This is a genomic window from Micromonospora noduli, from assembly GCF_003264475.1.
Lineage (GTDB): Bacteria > Actinomycetota > Actinomycetes > Mycobacteriales > Micromonosporaceae > Micromonospora > Micromonospora noduli.
In genome coordinates, this window is the sequence record NZ_PYAC01000037.1 from 1 (window position 1) to 19,561 (window position 19,561).

At 71.7% G+C, this 19,561-nt stretch carries 22 protein-coding genes and 1 riboswitch; of the genes, 13 read left to right on the forward strand and 9 right to left on the reverse strand.

Features of this window, described 5'->3' with window-relative positions:
• Positions 1-1,305, forward strand: a 1,305-nt coding sequence (locus MED15_RS26605) for a family 20 glycosylhydrolase (protein ID WP_112589274.1), incomplete at its 5' end; no start/stop codon positions are given.
• A 782-nt stretch (positions 1,306-2,087) separates the two neighbouring features.
• Entirely contained in the window at positions 2,088-2,750 is a 663-nt protein-coding gene (locus tag MED15_RS26610) for a C39 family peptidase (RefSeq protein ID WP_112732378.1), read from the forward strand.
• 540 nt (positions 2,751-3,290) lie between these two features.
• Here the strand turns inward: MED15_RS26610 and dusB are convergent.
• From dusB to MED15_RS26630, 4 genes are all read right to left on the reverse strand, one after another.
• Positions 3,291-4,463, reverse strand: coding sequence for a tRNA dihydrouridine synthase DusB (dusB, locus tag MED15_RS26615; RefSeq protein ID WP_112589146.1), 1,173 nt, complete (start codon positions 4,461-4,463; stop codon positions 3,291-3,293).
• Between the two features lie 64 nt (positions 4,464-4,527).
• Positions 4,528-5,907 (reverse strand): glycine--tRNA ligase, encoded by a 1,380-nt coding sequence (locus MED15_RS26620; RefSeq protein ID WP_091409675.1) that lies wholly within the window; start codon positions 5,905-5,907, stop codon positions 4,528-4,530.
• A gap of 114 nt (positions 5,908-6,021) precedes the next feature.
• Positions 6,022-6,501 carry a hypothetical protein gene (locus MED15_RS26625; RefSeq protein ID WP_112589144.1) on the reverse strand — a complete coding sequence of 160 codons (480 nt, stop codon included), beginning with the start codon at positions 6,499-6,501 and terminating at the stop codon, positions 6,022-6,024.
• A 24-nt stretch (positions 6,502-6,525) separates the two neighbouring features.
• Positions 6,526-6,867, reverse strand: a complete 342-nt coding sequence (locus MED15_RS26630) for an antibiotic biosynthesis monooxygenase family protein (protein WP_112589142.1) — start codon at positions 6,865-6,867, stop codon at positions 6,526-6,528.
• A gap of 29 nt (positions 6,868-6,896) precedes the next feature.
• Here MED15_RS26630 and MED15_RS26635 point away from each other — a divergent pair, with 29 nt between their 5' ends.
• The 8 genes from MED15_RS26635 (at position 6,897) to MED15_RS33640 (ending at position 11,552) form a co-directional block, all read left to right on the forward strand.
• The gene (locus tag MED15_RS26635; protein WP_112589140.1) at positions 6,897-7,154 is read left to right on the forward strand and encodes a hypothetical protein; all 258 of its coding nucleotides are present in this window, start codon (positions 6,897-6,899) and stop codon (positions 7,152-7,154) included.
• A gap of 54 nt (positions 7,155-7,208) precedes the next feature.
• Positions 7,209-8,153, forward strand: a complete 945-nt coding sequence (locus tag MED15_RS26640; protein ID WP_112589138.1) for a metal ABC transporter substrate-binding protein — start codon at positions 7,209-7,211, stop codon at positions 8,151-8,153.
• A complete protein-coding gene (locus MED15_RS26645; RefSeq protein WP_091409689.1) occupies positions 8,150-8,911 on the forward strand; it encodes a metal ABC transporter ATP-binding protein in 762 nt (253 codons plus the stop codon). The genes MED15_RS26640 and MED15_RS26645 overlap by 4 nt, the downstream gene beginning before the upstream one ends.
• A 3-nt stretch (positions 8,912-8,914) precedes the next feature.
• Entirely contained in the window at positions 8,915-9,781 is an 867-nt protein-coding gene (locus MED15_RS26650) for a metal ABC transporter permease (protein ID WP_091409693.1), read from the forward strand.
• Between the two features lie 43 nt (positions 9,782-9,824).
• Positions 9,825-10,124 carry an ArsR/SmtB family transcription factor gene (locus tag MED15_RS26655; protein WP_030338189.1) on the forward strand — a complete coding sequence of 100 codons (300 nt, stop codon included), beginning with the start codon at positions 9,825-9,827 and terminating at the stop codon, positions 10,122-10,124.
• On the forward strand, positions 10,121-10,519 hold the full coding sequence (locus tag MED15_RS26660) for a Fur family transcriptional regulator (protein ID WP_091409697.1): 399 nt from the start codon (positions 10,121-10,123) through the stop codon (positions 10,517-10,519). The genes MED15_RS26655 and MED15_RS26660 overlap by 4 nt, the downstream gene beginning before the upstream one ends.
• Positions 10,520-10,598: 79 nt before the next feature.
• Entirely contained in the window at positions 10,599-11,207 is a 609-nt protein-coding gene (locus MED15_RS26665) for a hypothetical protein (RefSeq protein WP_112589136.1), read from the forward strand.
• A gap of 177 nt (positions 11,208-11,384) precedes the next feature.
• Positions 11,385-11,552, forward strand: coding sequence for a hypothetical protein (locus tag MED15_RS33640; protein ID WP_167457741.1), 168 nt, complete (start codon positions 11,385-11,387; stop codon positions 11,550-11,552).
• A 132-nt stretch (positions 11,553-11,684) separates the two neighbouring features.
• Here the strand turns inward: MED15_RS33640 and MED15_RS26670 are convergent, their stop codons facing one another.
• The 5 genes from MED15_RS26670 to MED15_RS26690 all read right to left on the reverse strand — a co-directional run bounded on the left by MED15_RS26670 (position 11,685) and on the right by MED15_RS26690 (position 16,212).
• Positions 11,685-13,682, reverse strand: coding sequence for an acyl-CoA dehydrogenase family protein (locus tag MED15_RS26670; RefSeq protein WP_112601179.1), 1,998 nt, complete (start codon positions 13,680-13,682; stop codon positions 11,685-11,687).
• Positions 13,683-13,785: 103 nt separating this feature from the next.
• The gene (locus tag MED15_RS26675) at positions 13,786-14,289 is read right to left on the reverse strand and encodes a DUF6328 family protein (protein WP_091409708.1); all 504 of its coding nucleotides are present in this window, start codon (positions 14,287-14,289) and stop codon (positions 13,786-13,788) included.
• Positions 14,290-14,428: 139 nt separating this feature from the next.
• Positions 14,429-15,178 carry a sugar isomerase domain-containing protein gene (locus tag MED15_RS26680; RefSeq protein ID WP_112584644.1) on the reverse strand — a complete coding sequence of 250 codons (750 nt, stop codon included), beginning with the start codon at positions 15,176-15,178 and terminating at the stop codon, positions 14,429-14,431.
• Positions 15,175-15,363: an AAC(3) family N-acetyltransferase gene (locus tag MED15_RS26685; RefSeq protein WP_244220604.1), complete on the reverse strand. Its 189-nt coding sequence runs from the start codon at positions 15,361-15,363 to the stop codon at positions 15,175-15,177. The genes MED15_RS26680 and MED15_RS26685 overlap by 4 nt, the downstream gene beginning before the upstream one ends.
• An 18-nt stretch (positions 15,364-15,381) precedes the next feature.
• A complete protein-coding gene (locus tag MED15_RS26690) occupies positions 15,382-16,212 on the reverse strand; it encodes an alpha/beta fold hydrolase (RefSeq protein WP_112700662.1) in 831 nt (276 codons plus the stop codon).
• A gap of 107 nt (positions 16,213-16,319) precedes the next feature.
• A riboswitch (TPP riboswitch) is annotated at positions 16,320-16,424 on the forward strand.
• Between the two features lie 74 nt (positions 16,425-16,498).
• Here MED15_RS26690 and MED15_RS26695 point away from each other — a divergent pair.
• The 3 genes from MED15_RS26695 to MED15_RS26705 all read left to right on the forward strand — a co-directional run bounded on the left by MED15_RS26695 (position 16,499) and on the right by MED15_RS26705 (position 19,436).
• A complete protein-coding gene (locus MED15_RS26695; RefSeq protein ID WP_112584646.1) occupies positions 16,499-17,092 on the forward strand; it encodes an ECF transporter S component in 594 nt (197 codons plus the stop codon).
• 116 nt (positions 17,093-17,208) lie between these two features.
• Positions 17,209-18,639 carry an ABC transporter ATP-binding protein gene (locus tag MED15_RS26700; RefSeq protein WP_112601181.1) on the forward strand — a complete coding sequence of 477 codons (1,431 nt, stop codon included), beginning with the start codon at positions 17,209-17,211 and terminating at the stop codon, positions 18,637-18,639.
• Positions 18,636-19,436, forward strand: coding sequence for an energy-coupling factor transporter transmembrane component T family protein (locus tag MED15_RS26705; protein ID WP_112601180.1), 801 nt, complete (start codon positions 18,636-18,638; stop codon positions 19,434-19,436). Before MED15_RS26700 ends, MED15_RS26705 begins: the two co-directional genes overlap by 4 nt.
• Positions 19,437-19,561: the final 125 nt, after the last annotated feature.

Here is a 19,561-nt window from a genome sequence, read left to right on the forward strand (position 1 = left end):
GACCTCGGCGCGGAGGGCTACCGCCTCGACATCGCCACCGACGGGGTACGCGTCACCGCCGCCACCGCCGCCGGCCTCTTCTACGGCGCACAGACGCTGCGCCAACTGTTGCCGGCGGCGATCGAGAGCCCCAGCCCGGTCACCGAACGTTGGGCGCTGCCCGGCGGGACCATCACCGACGCACCCCGGTTCCCCTACCGGGGCGCGATGCTCGACGTCGCGCGGCACTTCTTCGCCGTCGAGGACGTGCTGCGGGTGGTCGACCACCTGGCCCGCTACAAGCTCAACCACCTGCACCTGCACCTCACCGACGACCAGGGCTGGCGGATCGCCATCGACTCCTGGCCGAAGCTGACCACCGTCGGCGGGACGACCGAGGTCGGCGGCGGCCCCGGCGGGCACTACACGAAGGCTGACTACCAGCGGATCGTCTCCTACGCGGCCGCCCGCCACATCACCGTCGTCCCGGAGATCGACCTCCCGGGGCACACCAACTCGGCGCTGGTCGCGTACCCGGAGCTGGCACCGGACAAGACCGCGCCGCCGCCGTACACCGGCACCGAGGTCGGCTTCAGCTACGTCGACCCGGCCGACGAGCGGACGTACGACTTCGTCGCCGACGTGCTGGGCGAGGTGGCCGCGCTCACCCCCGGCCCCTGGCTGCACATCGGCGGCGACGAGGCGTTCAAGGTGAAGGGCGAGGTCTACACCGGTTTCGTCGAGCGGGTCCAGCGCATCGTGGCCGACCTCGGCAAGACCGTCGTCGGCTGGCACCAGCTCGCACCCGCCGCCCACCTCGACGGACGGGTCCTGCAGTGGTGGGGCACGAACGGCGAAGACCCCACCACCGTCGACGCCGTACGCCGGGGCGCCCGACTGATCGTCTCCCCCGGCAACCACGCCTACCTGGACATGAAGTACGCCCCGGACACCCCGATCGGGCACGACTGGGCCGGCCTCATCGACGTGCGAAAGGCGTACGACTGGGACCCGGGTACGCACGTCGCCGGCGTACCCGCCGAGGCGGTTCTCGGTGTGGAGGCCCCGCTCTGGACCGAATCGGTCACCTCGCTGGCCGACATCGAACTCCTGCTCCTGCCCCGCCTCCCGGCCATCGCCGAGTTGGGCTGGTCCACCCGGGCGACCCACGACTGGGCCGACTTCCGCGACCGCCTGGCCGGCCAGGGCCCGCGCTGGACGACGGCCGGGATCACCTTCCACCGCGCGCCCGAGATCCCCTGGCCCACCGCACCAACCATCCCGACACAGCGCAACATGCCCCAAAACGACACCGCCAGGTCCTGATCCCCGGCTCAGCCCGGCCCCGCAAGGGGCGCTCAGCTCTGGGGACCGGTCCGCACGGCGCCCCACCCCAGGGCCGGCCGATTCGCGTCACGTTCTGCCCGCCTCGGACCGGTCCGGGCGCGCGAACGACGCAGATCGGCATGATCCACTCGGCTTTCATGACGTCGGGGCATCCCCGCCACTCGGACACCGCGACTTTCAGGAACCCGAGTGAATCACCTCGTCGTGATCTCCGTGTCGGGTTCGGCAGCCGGGCGGGGTGGGCGATTTATCAGGTTTGGCCTCGAGTGTCGGGTGGTCGGGGCCACCCTGGCGGCGGAATCGGCGGCCGGGCCGGGTCGTTATACCTGGCAGACCACCGCAACAGTCCGGGTCATGGTGCGCCGGCCCGGACGGGAACACCGGCCCGGGCCGCCCCGGTTTACATCCCCCGAACGGCCGAGCACCACAACGGCCGGGCAGGGCAGCCGACGGGAACACCCGCCGGGCCGCCCCGGTTACACCCCCCGAACGGCCGAGCACCACAACGGCCGGGCAGGGCAGCCGACGGGAACACCCGCCGGGCCGCCCCGGTTACACCCCCCGAACGGTCGAACAGCACAACGGCCGACCCCCGCGGGTAGGCGGAATGACCGGCCACCGCGAACGGTTACACCCTGTCCCGACGCCGACCCCCTCGTTGCGGGTCACCGGGCAGAACTCCCTCGAACTTCCCCCGCACGCACTGGTCCCCCCGTTGAAGTGCCGTGCGGGTACCCCCGACGCCAGAGGAGCACGCCATCATGCGTACCGATCTGATCCGTAAGACCGCCCTGACCGCCGCCGGCCTCGCCTTCACCGGCGGCGCCATCGCCGGCCCCGTCACCACCGCCTTCGCCGCACCCACCACCAGCAAGCCCACCACCCAGACCCAGACCGACCGCAAGGGCCACAGCGAGCGGGAACTGGGCGTGCGCTACGAAGCGCAGCCGAACTTCTACTACTGCGGGCCCGCCGCCACCCGTAACGCCCTGTCCGTGCAGGGCAAGAACATCAACGTCGATGACATGGCCAAGGAAATGGGCACCACCGAGGCCGGCACCAACTCCATCAACGACATCACCCCCGTGCTGAACAAGGAAACCGGTAAGAACGACGCCTACCGGTCCGTGGAAATCAGCACCCCCGACGCCGACACCAAGCAGACCGACACCCTGCGCGCCGACATCGTCCGCACCGTCGACGACGGCCGGGCCGTGGTCGCCAACATCGCCGGCACCAGCACCGACACCGACGGCAACACCCACTCCTACGAGGGCGGGCACTACATCAGCGTCGTCGGCTACCGCGACAACGGCAACACCGTCACCATCGCCGACTCCGCCGACCCCAACCAGGCCGCCTACCAGATCAGCGTCGAGCACCTCGCCGACTGGATCGCCACCCGCGGCTACGCCACCAGCTGACCCCGCACCACATAACCGAAGGGCCGGACCCCCACCAGGGTCCGGCCCTTCGGCATGACCGGGTCACCGTCCACGCGCCCTCGGCAGGCTCGGACGAAGTCGGGGGCAACCGAGCTACAGGCCACCCACCCCGGCAAGCCACCCACCGGACCAACCACCCGACCACAGCGGGCACCCCCCGGACCGCGTGACGGGGTCCTTTGGAGCTGATGTCGTAGACGAATCAGAGGCATGGCTCGACCGAGCCGAACTGGTGATTCGTTCACGACATCAGCTCGATAGGGCGCCACACCCATCTGCCCAGCCTCCGCGCGAGGGTGTCGAGGAAAGACCGAGCGCCACCACCGAGGGGCTCGGGGATGACCGGCGCGCCGGCACCGACTTTGCTTCGGGCCCCCGTTCCGGAGGGACGCTGGCGACCGCTTCCGCCCGACCGGCGGAGGGCTCAGCCAGCCGCCGCGGCCCAGGGCGCACAGCCAGCCGCCGCGGCCCAGGGCGCACAGCCAGCCGCCAGGACCAGGGAACCCAGCGACCAGGGGCTCAGCCGCCGGAGTCGTCCATCTCGGCACCCTCGGGGACCGTGTCGTCGTCCCGGCTGGCCAGCCAGCCCTCCGGTAGGAAGACCTTGCCGGGTGAGTTGGTACGACCGCGCGGCTGCCCGAGGGCGGCCATCGGGAACGGCTCCGCCGGGTCGAGCTTGCCGAGCAGGTCGTCGAGCTGGGCCAGGCTTTCGATCATCGCCAACGAGCGCCGCAGCTCGCCGCCGACCGGGAAGCCCTTGAGGTACCAGGCGACGTGCTTGCGGAAGTCGGTGCAGCCGTCCCGTTCACCTCGGGCCGGGTTGCGGGCGCCGGCCGTGAACTGGTCGACCAGCAGCTCGGCGTGCCGGCGCATGGTCACCGCCACCTCGCCCAGGGTGGGCAGCCGCCGCTCCGGCCGACCGTTGAAGGCGGCCTCCAGGTCGGCGAAGAGCCACGGTCGGCCCAGGCAACCCCGCCCGATGACCACGCCGTCCACGCCGGTGTGGGCCACCATGCGCAGTGCGTCGTCGGCCTCCCAGATGTCGCCGTTGCCGAGCACCGGCACGTCGAGGGCCTGCTTCAGGGTGGCGATCGCGTCCCAGTCGGCGGTGCCCGAGTAGCGCTGCGACGCCGTGCGCCCGTGCAGGGCCACCGCGGCCACGCCGGCCTCCTGGGCGGCCAGCCCGGCTTCGACGTATGTCAGGTGGTCGTCGTCGATGCCCTTGCGCATCTTGACAGTGACCGGCACGCCGGCCGGTGACGCGGCAGCCACCGCGGCCCGCACGAGTCGCGCGAACAGCCGGCGCCGCCACGGTAGCGCCGCGCCGCCACCACGCCGGGTGACCTTGGGGACCGGACAGCCGAAGTTGAGGTCGATGTGATCGGCCAGGTTGCGCTCGACGACGATCCGCACGGCGGCGGCGGTGATCTCCGGATCGGTGCCGTAGAGCTGGAGACTGCGGGGCTTCTCGTCGTCGCCGAACGCGATCATGCGCAGCGTCTTCGGATTGCGCTCGACCAGCGCCCGAGTGGTGATCATCTCGCAGACGTAGATGCCGCCGCCCTGCTCGCGACAGAGCCGACGGAACCCGATGTTGGTGATCCCGGCCATCGGCGCGAGCACGACCGGCGGCCACACCTGGTGCTGGCCGAGAGTCAGCGGGCGCAGCGCGGGCACGGTCGAGGCAGTCACCGGACAAGTGTACGGGGCCCCGACCGGCGCTTATCGCGTCGGCCGAGACCCCGTGCGCAGTGTCTCAGCAGCCGGGGAGACGCTCGATCAGGTAGCGCTCGACCTGGTCCAGGGAGACGCGCTCCTGGGCCATGGTGTCGCGGTTGCGCACCGTCACCGCGTTGTCGTCCAGGGTGTCGAAGTCGACAGTCACACAGAACGGGGTGCCGATCTCGTCCTGCCGACGGTAGCGACGCCCGATCGCCTGCGAGTCGTCGAACTCCACCACCCAGCGCTTGCGCAGCAGCGTCGCGAGGTCCTTGGCCTTGGGCGACAGCGCCTCGTTGCGGGACAGCGGCAACACCGCCACCTTCACCGGGGCGAGCCTCGGGTCGAACCGCATCACAGTGCGCTTGTCCACGCCGCCCTTGGTGTTCGGCGCCTCGTCCTCGTCGTACGCCTCCAGCAGGAAGGCGAGCACGGCGCGGGTCAGACCCGCGGCCGGCTCGATGACGTACGGCATCCAGCGCTCACTCTTGCTCTGGTCGAAGTACGACAGGTCGACGCCGGAGTGCTTGCTGTGCGTGGAGAGGTCGAAGTCGGTGCGGTTGGCGACACCCTCAAGCTCGGCGAACTCGGTGCCACCGAACTGGAAGCGGTACTCGATGTCCACAGTCCGCTTCGAGTAGTGCGACAGCTTCTCCTTGGGGTGCTCGAACAGGCGCAGATTGTCCGCCGAGAGGCCGAGGTCGAGGTACCAGTTCCAGCGCTCCTGGAGCCAGTACTCGTGCCACTGCTCGTCGGTGCCCGGCTCGACGAAGAACTCCATCTCCATCTGCTCGAACTCGCGGGTCCGGAAGATGAAGTTGCCCGGGGTGATCTCGTTGCGGAACGACTTGCCGGTCTGCGCGATGCCGAACGGGGGCTTCTTGCGGGCGACCGTCTCGACGTTCTTGTAGTTGACGAAGATGCCCTGCGCGGTCTCCGGGCGCAGGTAGTGCAGCCCCTCGTCGCTCTCCACCGGACCCAGGTAGGTCTTCATGAGGCCGTTGAACATCTTCGGCTCGGTGAAGGTGCCCTTGTTGCCGCAGTTCGGGCAGTTCAGCTCGGCCAGTGAGGTGAGCGGCTTGCCGTGCTTCTCGGCGTACGCCTCTTCCAGGTGGTCAGCCCGGAACCGCTTGTGACAGAACTGGCACTCGGTGAGCGGGTCGACGAACTCGGCGATGTGGCCGGACGCCTCCCACACCTTGCGGGACAGGATCACCGCGGAATCCAGGCCGACGACATCGTCGCGCTGCTGGACCATGGTCTTCCACCACTGCCGGCGGACGTTCTCCTTGAGCTCCACGCCGAGCGGACCGTAGTCCCACGCCGATCGGGTGCCTCCGTAGATCTCACTGGAGGGGAAGACGAAGCCTCGGCGCTTGGCGAGGCTGACGACGGCATCGATACGGTCGGCTGGCATGTTTCCTCCTACGCCGGCTGGCGGTCGGCGGGGGCGAGATGTGGATGGAACGGTCGGTTCGGGACAACGGTACGACCACCGTCGCCCCGAGCCCAGCAGAATACCGGGGACGGGTCAGCTGACCTCGCAGACCTCCACGCCGCCGGTCTGCCCGTCCTGCCCGAGGCTGACCTGTTGCCGCTCCCGGTCGCCGCCGTCGAGGGTCACGTCGACCGGCACGGTCAGGTAGGTGGTGTCCACCTCACCCACCCGGAACGCGGTCACCTGCGGTTCGGCGGCGGCGCGCCGCTCGAACTCCGGCCGGGACTCACGCCGCTGCGCGTCGTCGCAGAGCTGGTCGTACGCCCGCCCGTAGTTCCGCTCAACCAGCGCCTGGTAGTAGTCGCCGGTCACGGTGCGGGCCTGTTCCCGGATCGCCTGGACTCCGCTGACGGCCAGGCCGACGACGGCGGTGCCACCCCCGCCGCAGCAGAGCACCACGGCGAGCGCGCCGACGCCGAGGCCGATCCAGAGTCGAGTCCGGCGGCCCTCGGTGGGCGGCGCGGCGAACGGCGGAGCCACCCCGGGACCGGGTGGCGGGGCGGGTGCGGTCATAGGAGCAGCGTAGTGTCCGGCGGCTCAGCGGTAAGGACCCGCAGCCCGATCACTCTCGGCGACGACCACGGCCCCGCCCGGGGCGGCGGTGGCCAGCGCCTCGTAGGCGGAGGGCTCGTCGACGGACTCGGCGAGCAGCGGCACGGCGCTGACCTTGACCTCGAAGGCGCCCAGCGCCCGCCGGTACGTGCCGACCGACTCCCATTCGGTGACCAGTGACCAGTGCCGGGGGTCGTCCAGCGCCCGGACCAGTTGGCCGCGCAGGTAGCCGGGCCGGGCGGCCAGCGCGGTGAGGGCGGCGTGCGCCCGTTCGGTGAAGCCGTCGGCGGCATCGACGTCGACCACGAACCGGTTGGTCACCAGCACCGGGGGTTCCTCCTCGTAGAGTCTGTGGGATGCAGCGTACGCAGCGCCCTCTGCTCGCCCGGTTGGCCGGGGCGAACCCGACGTCGGTGTTTCTGCTCACCCTGGTGGTGGTGCTGGTGGCGTTCTTCACGCCCGGGGTGATCGGCGGGCTGCTCACGCTCGCGCTCGCCGGGGTCCTGATCGCCCTGTTGGCAACGACCTGGGCGGTTCAGGCGCCGCAGACCCGGGTGATCCGGCTGGTGATGCTCACCCTGCTGGTGACGGTGGGCCTCGCGAAGCTCCTCTGACATGCAAGCATGCGTTTTTGACAATCATTATCGTTGCCACGGACAGTTGACGACATGACCAACCGCGCCACGTACCGTGTCCTGGCCGCCGCGACCGCCCTCCTCGCCCTGGGCGCCGGGGCCGGCTGCTCCACCGGCGGTGCCGCCGGCGCCGACCCCCAGCGAGTCGACGTGGTGGCCGCGTTCTACCCGCTCCAGTTCCTGGCCGAGCGGATCGGCGGCGACGCGGTCCGGGTCACCAACCTGGCCAAGCCCGGTGCCGAGCCGCACGACCTGGAACTCAACCCGAGCCAGGTCGGTGAGGTCAGCGACGCGGAGCTGATCGTCTACCTCAAGGGGTTCCAGCCGGCGGTGGACGACGCCGTGGCCCAGAACGGCGGCGACCGGGCGTTCGACGTGACCAGCGTGCAGCCGCTGTTGGACGCGGCCGCCGGCGGGCACGACCACGAGGGCGAGGAGGGGCACGCCGAGGAGAGCGGCGGCAAGGACCCGCACGTCTGGCTCGACCCGACCCGGCTGGCCGGCATCGGCGACCAGCTCGCCCAGCGCCTCGGCAAGGCCGACCCGGACCACGCCGCCGACTACACCGCCCGGGCGGCCGCCCTGCGCGCCGACCTGACGGCCCTAGACGGCGAGTTCAAGCACGGTCTGGCGACCTGCCAGCGGCGGGAGATCGTGACCAGCCACGCCGCGTTCGGCTACCTCGCCGACCGCTACCAGCTGGACCAGGTCGGCATCACCGGGCTGAGCCCGGACGTCGAGCCCTCGCCGCAGCGCCTCGCGCACGTGATCGAGGAGGCCAAGGAGCACCAGGCCACCACGATCTTCTTCGAGACCCTGGTCAGCCCGAAGGTGGCCGAGACCATCGCCGGGCAGGTCGGCGCGAAGACCGCCGTGCTCGACCCGATCGAAGGGCTCGCCGCTGGCAGCAACGGGGACTACCTTTCGGTGATGCGCACCAACCTGCGGACCCTGCAGACGGCCTTGAGCTGCTCGTGACCTCACCTGTCATCACCGTCGAGCACGGGGTGGTCGGCTACGACGGCCGCCCAGTGCTCCGGGACATCTCGCTCACCGTGACCGCCGGCGAGGTGGTCGCGATCCTCGGCGCCAACGGCTCGGGCAAGTCCACCCTGATCCGCGCCGTGCTCGGGCTGGTGCCGATCAGCGCCGGCTCGGTCACCCTCTTCGACCGGCCGTTGCGCCGGTTCCGGCAGTGGGCACGCATCGGGTACGTCCCGCAACGGCTGGGCGCCGGCGGCGGCGTACCGGCGACCGTCCGCGAGGTGGTGGCCTCCGGCCGGCTGGCCCGTCGAGGGGTGCTGCGTCCGCCGGGTCGAGCCGACCGGTCCGCCGTCGACGCCGCGCTGGGCGCGGTCGGCCTCGCCGACCGGGCCGGTGACCCGGTGTCCACGCTCTCCGGCGGCCAGCAGCAGCGCACCCTGATCGCCCGGGCCCTGGCCGGCCAGCCGGAGCTGCTGGTTCTCGACGAGCCCACCGCCGGGGTGGACGCGGCCAGCCAGGAGGCGTTCGCCGGCGCGCTGCGCGACTTCGTTGGCGACGGCGGAACGGTGCTTCTCGTCGCCCACGAGTTGGGCCCGCTGCGACCGGTGATCAGCCGGGCCGTCGTCGTCCACGAGGGTCGCATCGCCCACGACGGCGCGGTGCCGGACCCGGCCGGCCATCACGCGGAGCCCGACCACGACCACGTGCACCCGCACTGCTACGACGAGCCCGCCGGGCTGTGGAGCAACTGACCCATGGAACTCTTCCAGTACCCCTACATGCAGCGCGCCCTGATCGGCGCACTGGTGATCGGCTTGGCCGCTCCGGCGCTCGGCATCTATCTGGTGCAGCGCCGGCTGGCGCTGATCGGCGATGGTGTGGGGCACGTGGCGCTGACCGGCGTCGGGGCGGGGCTGCTGCTCAACCGCTCACCGGTGCTGGTCGCGGTGATCGCCGCCACCATCGGCGCGATCGCCATCGAGATCGTCCGGGCCCGTGGGCGTACCTCCGGTGACCTGGCTCTGGCCCTGCTCTTCTACGGCGGCATCGCGGGCGGCGTACTCCTGGTTGGCCTCTCCGACGCGACCAGCGCGAACCTCAACGCCTACCTGTTCGGGTCGCTGACCACCATCTCGCCCGCCGACCTGACCACCATCGCGCTGCTCGGCGCGGCGATCCTGGTCACGATGATCGCGTTGCGGCCGGCGCTCTTCGCGGTCAGTCACGACGAGGAGTACGCCCGGGTCTCCGGCCTGCCGGTCCGCACGCTGAACCTGCTGATCGCGGTCGCCACCGCGGTCACAGTGACCATCGCCATGCGGGCCGTCGGCGTGCTGCTGATCAGCGCGTTGATGGTGGTGCCGGTCGCCACCGCCCAGCAGGTCACCCGGGGCTTCCGCAGCACGATGGCCGCCGCGATGGCTCTCGGTTTTTTCGCCGCCGGCTCGGGTGTCTGGGTGGCGGCCACGGCGGACACCGCACCGGGCGCCTCGGTGGTGCTGGTGGCGATCGCGTCCTTCCTGGTGGTGGCCGTCGCCGGCGCTGTCTGGCGGGTCGTGCGCCGTCGGACGACGCCCACCGCCGCGCCGACACCGGAACCTCACGAGGTCGTGCTGAGCTGAGCCTGGTCAGCGCGACGTCGGTGGTATTGGTTACCGTTGCAGGATGACCAGCGCGACGGGCTACGACGGGTTCGACGGGGCCAGCGAGCTGCTCCGCGCCCTGTCCGCTCCCATTCGGCTGGCCATCGTCAGTGAGCTGGCCGGCGGCGAGCGGTGCGTGCACGAGTTGGTGGAGAAGCTCGGCGCGGCGCAACCACTGGTCTCCCAACACCTGCGGGTGTTGCGCGGAGCGGGGGTGGTGCGCGGCTCCCGCCGAGGCCGGGAGATCGCCTACAGCCTCGTCGACGAGCACGTCGCGCACATCGTGGCCGACGCGGTCAGCCACGCCGGGGAGGGATCATGAGCGAGAGCAGCGCCGCGGTGCGCAACACCCGGCAGCGTTCGGCGGTGAGCGCGCTGCTGGGCGAGATGGAGGGCTTCCACAGCGCGCAGGACCTGCACGCGATGCTGCGGCAGCGCGGCGAGCGGGTCGGCCTGACCACCGTCTACCGCACCCTCCAGGGGCTCGCCGACGCCGGTGAGATCGACGTGATGCGTCCGCCGGGCGGCGAGCACCTCTACCGCCGGTGCAGCGAGGGGCACCACCACCACCTGGTCTGCCGGGTGTGCGGGCGTACGGTCGAGGTGGCCGGCCCGGCCGTGGAGAGCTGGGCCGATCGGGTCGCCGCACAGCACGGCTACGCCGACGTCAGCCACACCCTGGAGATCTTCGGCACCTGCCCGACCTGCCCGCGCTGACCACCATCGCCCGGTCGATCGCGATCCGGGCTCACTTCACGGCTACACCGGGCGGGGCGTTCGTGGCACGCTGGCCGGCGTGAAAATCTATGCCGATCGGTTTCCGACCGCCGCCCGTCAGTTGCTCACCGACCTGCTCGTCGTCGCCTGGGTGTACGCGGCGATCCGCGGCGCGCTGTGGCTGCACGACCTGGTGCAGAAGCTCGCCGTGCCGGGGCAGAAGTTGGAGGGCGCCGGCAGTGGGCTCGCCGACAACCTGGGTGACGCCGGCAGCAAGGTCGGCCGGGTGCCACTGGTCGGCGACGAACTCACCGCACCGTTCCAGCGCGCCGCCGAGGCCGCCCGATCGCTCGCCGACGCCGGGCGCGACCAGCAGCAATTGGTCGACCAGCTCGCCCTGGCCCTCGCCATCGCGGTGCTGATCTTCCCGCTCGGCATCGTGCTGTTCGGCTGGCTGCCGCTGCGGCTCCGCTGGATGCGCCGGGCCGGATCGGCGACGAAGCTGGCCGCCGGGCCAGCCGGCCGGGACCTGCTCGCCCTGCGCGCGCTGGCCACCCAGCCACTGGGCAAACTGACCCGGATCGGTCCGGATGTCGCCGAGGCGTGGCGGCGCGGCGACGACGCGACTGTCGACGCCCTGGCCGCCTTGGAACTGCGCCAACTCGGCCTACGCGGCCGGGGCCGCTGAGGTCGTTCGCCGGCACGCCCGCCCGTCGGGGCAGCGCCACTCCGGTAAGCGATATACCTCAGAGGTATAAATATGACTCCCTGGTATACGGCTCACGAGTACTTGTCCACCCGAAAGGGCACCGAGAGCCGGCCGGGCGCAGGTCCAGCCCGACGCGGGTGTCGTTAAGGTCGTCGGGTGTTCTACTTCCTCGTCGTCATCGCCGTCCTGCTGCTCGGCTACGCCGCCGTCCTGGTCTCCTTCCTCCGCCGGGGCAAGAAGATCCCACCCGCGGCGTACCTGGCCCTGGCCGCGCTCAACGGTCTGATCCTGGCGGGAGTGCTGGCCTGGGCGGTCTCCCGCTGACCGACAGCGCCGATCTGCGCGACCGCGCGGCGGCCGATCTGCGCGACCGCGCGGCGGCCGATCTGCGCGACCGCGCGGCGGCCGATCCGCGCGACCGTCAGCCCGCGCGGCGGCGAGCCCGCGCGGCGCGGTTTACGGCTTTGGTGGGATGCGGCGGCGGACGTCCTCGGCGGTGGACGGGCCGGGCGACCAGCGGGCCACCCAGGGCAGCTCCTCGGACGGGGTGAGCACGCCCTCTTCCAGGCCCGCGTAGCGGCCGGCGAGGATGCGCTTCGCGGCGGCGGTGTCGACCGAGTCGGTGTTGTCCCAGAGTGCGGTGAACAGGGCGTCCACCCGCACCCGCGCCTGCCGGCAGAACAGGTCGGCCAACTCGACGTTCTCCGGGCGGCTGTCCCGTTCGGCGTTGGCCCGGACGCAGACCGCGGACATCGCGAACAACTCGGCGCCGATGTCCACCACCCGGCCGAGGAACGCCTGCTTACGCTCCATCTTTCCCTGCCAGCGGGACATCGCGTAGAACGTCGACCGGGCCAGCTTGCGCGACGAACGCTCCACCTGGCGCAGGTGCGCGGCGAGCGGGCCGAACTCGGCGTACGCCGAAGGGCTCTGCCCCCGACCGACGGCGAGGGTGGGCAGCCACTTCGCGTAGAAGGCGCCCGCTCGCGCGCCGGCTCGGGCCTTGCGGCCCAGCCCCGCGTCCGGGTCGATGATGTCGCCGGCCACCGACAGGTGGGCGTCGACCGCCTCCCGCGCGATCAGCAGGTGCATGATCTCGGTGGAGCCCTCGAAGATCCGGTTGATCCGCAGGTCGCGCAGCATCTGCTCGACGGCGGCCGGGCGTTCGCCGCGGGCGGCCAGTGAGTCGGCCGTCTCGTAGCCGCGCCCACCCCGGATCTGGATCAGCTCGTCGGCGATCTTCCAGGCCATCTCGCTGGCGTACAGCTTGACCAGTGCCGCCTCGATCCGGATGTCGTTGCGGTCGTCGTCGGCGAGCAGGCAGCAGAGGTCGAGCATCGTCTCCATGCCGTACGTGGTGGCGGCGATGAAGGAGAGCTTCTGCGCGACCGCCTCGTGCTCGCCCACCGGCCGTCCCCACTGGACCCGGTCGGCGGCCCACCCCCGGGCCACGTTCAACGCCCACTTGCCCGCGCCCACACACATGGCCGGCAGTGAGAGCCGGCCGGTGTTCAGAGTGGTCAGGGCGATCTTCAGCCCCTTGCCCTCGCCACCGATGACGTTCTCGGCGGGGACGATCACGTCGTGGAACCGGGTCAGGCTGTTCTCCAGGCCGCGCAGGCCGATGAACTCGTTGCGTCGCTCGACGGTGATGCCGGGACTGTCGCCGTCCACCACGAACGCGGTGATCCCGCCCCGACGTCCCTCGGTGGCCGGCACCCGGGCCATCACCACCAGCAGGGTGGCCACGATGCCGTTGGTGGCCCAGAGCTTCACCCCGTTGAGCCGGTAACCGGTGCCGTCCTCGGTCGGCTCCGCGATGGTGGCCAGCCGGGCCGGGTCGGAGCCGACGTCCGGCTCGGTGAGCAGGAACGCGGACACCTCGCCGGCGGCGAGCCGGGGCAGGAAGCGTTGCTTCTGCTCGGCGGTGCCGAACATCTTCAGTGGCTGCGGCACCCCGATCGACTGGTGCGCCGAGAGCAGCGCGCCGATGGCCGGGCTGACCGAGCCGGCCAGCATGAGCGCCCGGCAGTAGTGCAGGTTGCTCAGCCCGAGCCCGCCGTACTTGCGGTCGATCTTCATGCCGAACGCGCCGAGGTCGGCCAGGCCGTGGAACACCGAGTCGGGTATCGACGCGTCCCGCTCGATGGCCTCACCATCCACCTCGGAGGTCAGGAAGGCGCGGAACCGACCGAGGAACTCCTCCGCGCGAGCCACGTCGTCCGGATCGGATCGGGGCCACGGGTCGATCAGGTCGAGCCGGAACCGGCCGAGGAACAACTCCTTGCCGAAGCTGGGTCGGTCCCAGGTGGACTCCCGGGCGGCCTCGGCGACCTGCCGGGCCTCCTTCTCGGTGACCTGCCCGGCTTCCGCGGGCAGTGGCGCGGCGGCACCGGCGGTGATTTCGGAGTCGGGGCCGTCCGGTGCCGGTCGGCCATCCTGCGTCGTGGTCACGGCTGCCCCCTCGAAGCTCGGTGCGGCTGTTCGACGTGCGCGACTACCGCCACGCTACCCCCGGTTGTTACCCAGGGGTAGCGCTGCGTGAAGATCGGCGCGGTCAGCGACCGTTGATGGTGTCCGGGTCGTCGTCATCGTCGTCGATGTCGTCCTCACCCCAGTTGCGTCGGGCGAACGGCAGGGCCACCCAGAACGTGAGGAACCAGATTCCGGCCAGGGCGCTGAGCACGAAGGCGATCGGCCGGTCCAACACGAAGTCGGTGATCAGCAGCACCGCGCTGACCATCGCGATCAGCATGAAGGCGAGGCCGCCGGTGGCCATCCGGTGTGCGAAGCGGACCAGCTCCGGTTTGCGCCCCTGCCGGAACAGCGCCCGGTGGAACGCCACCGGCGAGATGATCAGTGCGGTGGCGGCGGCCGCCGCGAGCAGCGCCACGATGTAGACGTCGCGCTGGAACTCCGTGGTCTCGGTGAACCCGTTGCTGAACGGCAGGGTGAGCAGGAAGGCGAAGAGGATCTGCACGCCGGTCTGGGCGACCCGCAACTCCTGCAGCAGGTCGGCGAAGTTGCGCTGCCAGCGCTGCTTCTCGGTCTCCTTGGACACGCGCTACCTCCGGTGAGACGCTACTGCCGGCGGTCCCGGCCGCCGGCAGCAACGCAAATGCCCCACCCGGCCGAGCGCGAAACAGGTTCACGACACCGGCCGTTCAATTCGGCGACGCAGGTCGGCCGCCGGCACCGTGTCAGGACCCGCGTCGGATCCGGCCCGCGTACCGCGCTTCCAGCTCGTTGTTGTGCGCGTCGCCGTCCGGGATGTTCGCCGACAGGTAGACCGGGGGCCGCTCCCCCGCCGCCAGCAACCGCGCCACGACCTCCACGGTCACCTGCTGCGCCAGCAGCGCCGCTGTGATCGAGGAGACCGCGCCGACCGCGCCGCCACCGGGCAGGGGCAGCGTCGCGTCGCCGTACGGTGCGCCGTTGTCGAGCACCACGTCGGCGAGGTCGCTCAGCTTGCGCCCGGACGGGTGCCGGGAGGTCATCCGGCCGGAGTGCTGCGCCGAGGTGATCGCCACCAACCCGTGACCGTGCTCCTTCACCAGCGTGGCGAACTCCACCATCGCGCCGTTGACCCCGGAGTTCGAGGCCAGCACGAAGACGTCGGTGGGGCGCACCGGGGCCAGCTCGTAGAGGCGGTGCGCGACGGCCGGGTCCCGTTCCAGCAGCGGGCCCAGCCGGTCGGCCGGTTCGCCGCCGAGCAGCACCAGGTCGCGTAGCGCGATCCGGTTGGTCGGCACCAGCCCGCCGGCCCGTCCGGCGATCTCCATGGCGAGGGCCTCCGAGTGCCCGGTGCCGAACGCGTGCACCACGCCGTCGGCTCGGACGGCCTCGGCGATCAGGTCGGCGGCCCGCCCCACCGCCTCCCGCTGACTGGCGGCCACCCGCCCGATCGTCTCGGTCACCACGGCCAGGTAGTCCTCGGCACTCACCGTCATACGTCCTCCGTCGTTCGATTACGAGCCAGCCAGCGAACCGCGAAGTCGACCGCCGCCCGCTGGCGCATCAACCTGCCGGTCCCGGTGCCGACCGGTGCGGTGCGTACCGCTCCGGTGGCCTCCAGGTCCCCGCCCAACGCGGCGAAGTCGTCCGCGTCGAGTCGTACGTCCTGCCACCGGTTCACCTCGCGGACCCGCACGGCTCAGGCCGTTCCGCCGGCTCGGGCCAGGATCGCCTCGGCGAGCGGGGCCGGCGCCGCGTCCGGGATCCAGTGACTCACCCCGGGCAGCTGCACGAAGCGGTAGTCCCCAGTGACGTTCTGCGCGCACGCCTCGGCGGCGGTCCGGCCGATGGCGACGTCCCGGTCACTCCAGACGTACGTGGTGGGCACCTCGACCGGGCCGACGCCGGCCAGGTCGGCGCGGGACATCGCCCGGTACCAGTTCAGCGCGGCGGTGAGCGCCCCCGGCTCACGCATCGGGTCGGCGTACCGGTTCACCCGGGACGTGTCGCCCACCCCGCCGAGCAGCTTGCGCAACGCGGTGGCGTGCCACGCCAGCAGCACCTTCTCCGCCTTGTCGGGCTTGCGGAACAGCGCGATGTACGACGAGCGGGCCTTCTGTTGGGCGTCGGTGCTCAGGGCGTGCGCCATGGCCGCCGGATGCGGTACGGACACCGCGGTCAGCGTGTGCACCCGCTCGGGGTGCCGGGCGGCAACCGCCCAGGCCACGATCGCGCCCCAGTCGTGGCCGACCAGGTGCACGGCGTCCAGCCCGAGCCCGTCGAGCACCGCGACCACGTCGGTGACCAGTTCGGGGATCCGGTAGTCGGCCACCGCCGTGGGCCGGGCGCCGGGTGAGTAACCGCGCTGGTCCAGCGCGTACGTGCGCAGCCCACCCGCGTGCAGCGCCGGCACCACGTCGTCCCACTCGCCACTGTGCTGAGGGAAACCGTGCAGCAGCAGGACGGGTACGCCGTCCGTCGGACCGCCGACGGTCACCTCGAACGTGAAGCCTCGCGCGTCAACCCGCATGATCGGAAGCGTACCCAGCCCGCGGTCGGCCGGTCGCTCCCGCAGGTCAGGCGGACGCCCTGCTGGGCCCGTGCCCCCGGTCGGTGTTAGCGTCAGCGAGACAACTTCATATCCGACAGGGGAGCGCACAGCGCTGAGAGTGCGGGCACGCCCGCAGACCCTCGAACCTGATCTGGGTAATGCCAGCGCAGGGAGTTCGGTCGACCTCCAGCCGCGCCGCAGTCCGGTGCCACCGGACGCGGCGTGCGTCTTCTCCTGGTTCGCACTCACGAACTGGGAGCAACACATGAAATCCACCACCGACACACACCGTTGGCGCACCATCGACATCGTGGTCGCCTCGGTGATCGCGGTCGCCTTCGGCGTCATCTTCTGGGCCTGGGGCCTGGTCTGGAGCGCCACCGAGGGCGCGTTCGCCTTCTTCCCGCCGGCGCAGACGCTGCTCTACGGCGTCTGGCTGATGCCGGCGGTGATCGGTGGGCTGGTCATCCGCAAGCCCGGCGCCGCGCTGTACTGCGAGACGGTGGCCGCGGTCCTGTCCGCGCTGCTGGGCAGCCAGTGGGCCGGCACGGTGATCCCGCAGGGCATCGTGCAGGGCATCGGTGCCGAGCTGGCCTTCGCCGCCTTCCGGTACCGGTCGTTCCGGCTGCCGACCGCGGTGTTCGCGGGCGCGCTGACCGGCCTCAGCGCCGCGCTGTTCGACTTTTTCGTCTGGAACGTCGACTACGCGCTGACCGACTACCGCATCCCGTACGCGCTGCTCACCATCGTCAGCGCCACAGTGATCGCCGGCCTCGGCGGCTGGCTGCTCACGAACGCACTGGCCAACACCGGCGTCCTGGACCGCTTCCCCGCAGGCCGAAACCGAGCCCTGGTCTAACCCCACCCACTCGCGCGTTGATCAAGAGGTTTGCGTCAACGGAAGGCGATTTCCTGACGCAAACCTCTTGATCAACCGGGGTGGACGGGGCCGGTTGGGTGGGAGGGGGTGGGTTGGTGGGCGGGGTACTGCTGCGGGGGTTCGGGTGGCGGCACGCTGGGCGGCGCGCCTGGGCCGTGCGCGGGGTTGATCTGCGGGTTGAGGCTGGGGAGCGGGTTTTGCTGCTCGGGCCCTCCGGGGCTGGTAAGAGCACACTGCTCAGCGCGCTGGCCGGGCTGCTTCCCGAGGACTCCGGCGAGCAGGAGGGCACCGTCGAGATCGACGGGCTCGACCCGCGCAAGGGGCGGGAACGGGTCGGCATCGTCTTCCAGGACCCGGAGACCCAACTGGTGATGGCGCGCTGCGGCGACGACGTCGCGTTCGGGCTGGAGAACCGGGGCGTGCCGGCCGACGAGATCTGGCCCCGGGTGGACGAGGCGCTGCACCGGGTCGGCTTCCCGTACTCCCGGGACCGCCACACCGCGGCGCTCTCCGGCGGCGAACAGCAACGCCTCGCCCTGGCCGGCGCGCTGGCCCTGCGCCCCGCCCTGCTGCTGCTCGACGAGCCGACAGCCAACCTCGACCCGGCCGGAGCCGAGCTGGTCCGGCACGCGGTGGCCGGCGCGCTGGACGCCGACACCACGCTGATCCTGGTCGAGCACCGGGTCGCCGAGGCACTGCCGCTGGTCGACCGGGTGGTCGTCCTGGAACCGGGCGGCGGCGTCCGCGCGGACGGCACACCCGAGGCGGTCTTCGCCGCCCACGGCGCAGCCCTGGCCGCCGAGGGGGTCTGGGTGCCCGGTCACCCCATCTCGCCCCGAGCGGCCACCGCCGACCCCGGGGAGGTGTTGCTCACCGCCGACCGGCTCGGCCTGCCGCCCCGGCTGGGCTCCACCGACCTGGCGGTACGCGCCGGTGAGGCACTCGCCGTACGCGGACCCAACGGTGCCGGCAAGTCCACCCTGGCGTTGCTGCTCGGCGGTCTGCTCCGGCCCGGCGACGGTCGGGTCACCGCGTCCGCCGAGTTGGCCGGCGCGGACCACCGCACTCCCCCGCACCGGTGGCGGGCGCCCGCGCTGGCCCGACGGATCGGGTCGGTCTTTCAGGATCCGGAGCACCAGTTCGTCACCAGCACGGTCTTCGACGAGCTGGCGCTGGGCCCGCGCCGCACCGGTCAACCCGAGGCGGCCGTCAAGGAGACAGTGGCCGGGCTGCTGGACCGGCTACGGCTGGCCCGGCTCGCCGCTGCCAACCCGTACACCCTCTCGGGTGGTGAGGCGCGGCGGCTGAGCGTCGCGACCGCCCTGGCCACCGCGCCACGCCTGCTGATCTGCGACGAACCCACCTTCGGCCAGGACCGGCGGACCTGGCGGGAGCTGGTCGACCTCTTCGCCGACCTGCGCGACGCCGGGCACGGCGTGGTCACTGTCACCCACGACGCGGACTTCGTCGCCGCGCTCGCCGACCGCACCGTCACCCTGCACCGCGCCCCGGACGACCACCGATGATCAGCATCGAGCCGGTCGCGGCACCGGACGCGCCGTTGGCCCGCCGCAACCCGGTGGCGAAGGTCGCCGCCGCACTCGTCTTCTCGTTCACCCTGCTGGCGACCCTGGACCCGGTGGCCCCGGCGATCGCCATCGCCCTCGAACTGGCCGTCCTGCCGCTGTTCGGCATCCGCTACCGGGTGCTGGCCCGGCGGGCCTGGCCGCTGCTGCTCAGTGCCGCCGGCATCCTGGTCACCCTGGTGCTGTTCGCGGCCGACCGGTCCGGCCGGGTCCTGCTGGACGTAGGACCGGTGCTGGTGAGCACCGGCGTCCTGCTCACCGCGCTCGGCCTGGTGCTGCGGGTGTTCGCGGTGGCCCTGCCCGGTGTGATCGTCTTCGCGACCACCGACCCCACCGACCTGGCCGACGCGTTGATCCAGAACGCGAAGGCGCCGGCCCGGTTCGCCATCGGGGCGCTGGCCGCGTTCCGGCTGGTGCCGCTGCTCGGTCAGGAGTGGCAGATGATCAGCATGGCTCGACGCGCGCGGGGCGTCGACGCGGGACGCAACCCGGTGGCGAAGCTGCAGCTCTTCGCCTCCACCGCGTTCGCGTTGCTCGTCGGGGCGATCCGCCGAGGCACCCGGTTGGCGGTGGCGATGGACGCGCGTGGCTTCGACGCCGGCACACCTCGTACCGTCGCCCGTCAGCAGCACTTCACCCGCGCCGACGTCCTCCTCATCGCCGGCGCGGTCGTCCTCGCCGCCGCCGCCCTGACCACGAGCGTCCTCCTGGGCACCTTCCGCCCCCTGATCAGCTGAGTCCCACCCCGCCGGCCGCTCGCCGGCTGCCCGCCGCCGGCCGCCCGCCGCCCGCCGCTCGCCGCCCGCCGCCCGCCGGCTGCCGGCTGCCGGCAAGATCCGCACAACATCAGGGATGTAGTGGC

What these genes read in the sequence shown, in the direction of transcription:
- MED15_RS26610 (WP_112732378.1), top strand. Translation starts at nt 2,088, where the DNA reads ATGCGTACCGATCTGATCCGTAAGACCGCCCTGACCGCCGCCGGCCTC.
- MED15_RS26620 (WP_091409675.1), bottom strand. Translation starts at nt 5,907, where the DNA reads ATGCCAGCCGACCGTATCGATGCCGTCGTCAGCCTCGCCAAGCGCCGA.
- MED15_RS26625 (WP_112589144.1), bottom strand. Translation starts at nt 6,501, where the DNA reads ATGACCGCACCCGCCCCGCCACCCGGTCCCGGGGTGGCTCCGCCGTTC.
- MED15_RS26635 (WP_112589140.1), top strand. Translation starts at nt 6,897, where the DNA reads ATGCAGCGTACGCAGCGCCCTCTGCTCGCCCGGTTGGCCGGGGCGAAC.
- MED15_RS26640 (WP_112589138.1), top strand. Translation starts at nt 7,209, where the DNA reads ATGACCAACCGCGCCACGTACCGTGTCCTGGCCGCCGCGACCGCCCTC.
- MED15_RS26650 (WP_091409693.1), top strand. Translation starts at nt 8,915, where the DNA reads ATGGAACTCTTCCAGTACCCCTACATGCAGCGCGCCCTGATCGGCGCA.
- MED15_RS26655 (WP_030338189.1), top strand. Translation starts at nt 9,825, where the DNA reads ATGACCAGCGCGACGGGCTACGACGGGTTCGACGGGGCCAGCGAGCTG.
- MED15_RS26660 (WP_091409697.1), top strand. Translation starts at nt 10,121, where the DNA reads ATGAGCGAGAGCAGCGCCGCGGTGCGCAACACCCGGCAGCGTTCGGCG.
- MED15_RS26680 (WP_112584644.1), bottom strand. Translation starts at nt 15,178, where the DNA reads ATGACGGTGAGTGCCGAGGACTACCTGGCCGTGGTGACCGAGACGATC.
- MED15_RS26690 (WP_112700662.1), bottom strand. Translation starts at nt 16,212, where the DNA reads ATGCGGGTTGACGCGCGAGGCTTCACGTTCGAGGTGACCGTCGGCGGT.
- MED15_RS26695 (WP_112584646.1), top strand. Translation starts at nt 16,499, where the DNA reads ATGAAATCCACCACCGACACACACCGTTGGCGCACCATCGACATCGTG.
- MED15_RS26705 (WP_112601180.1), top strand. Translation starts at nt 18,636, where the DNA reads ATGATCAGCATCGAGCCGGTCGCGGCACCGGACGCGCCGTTGGCCCGC.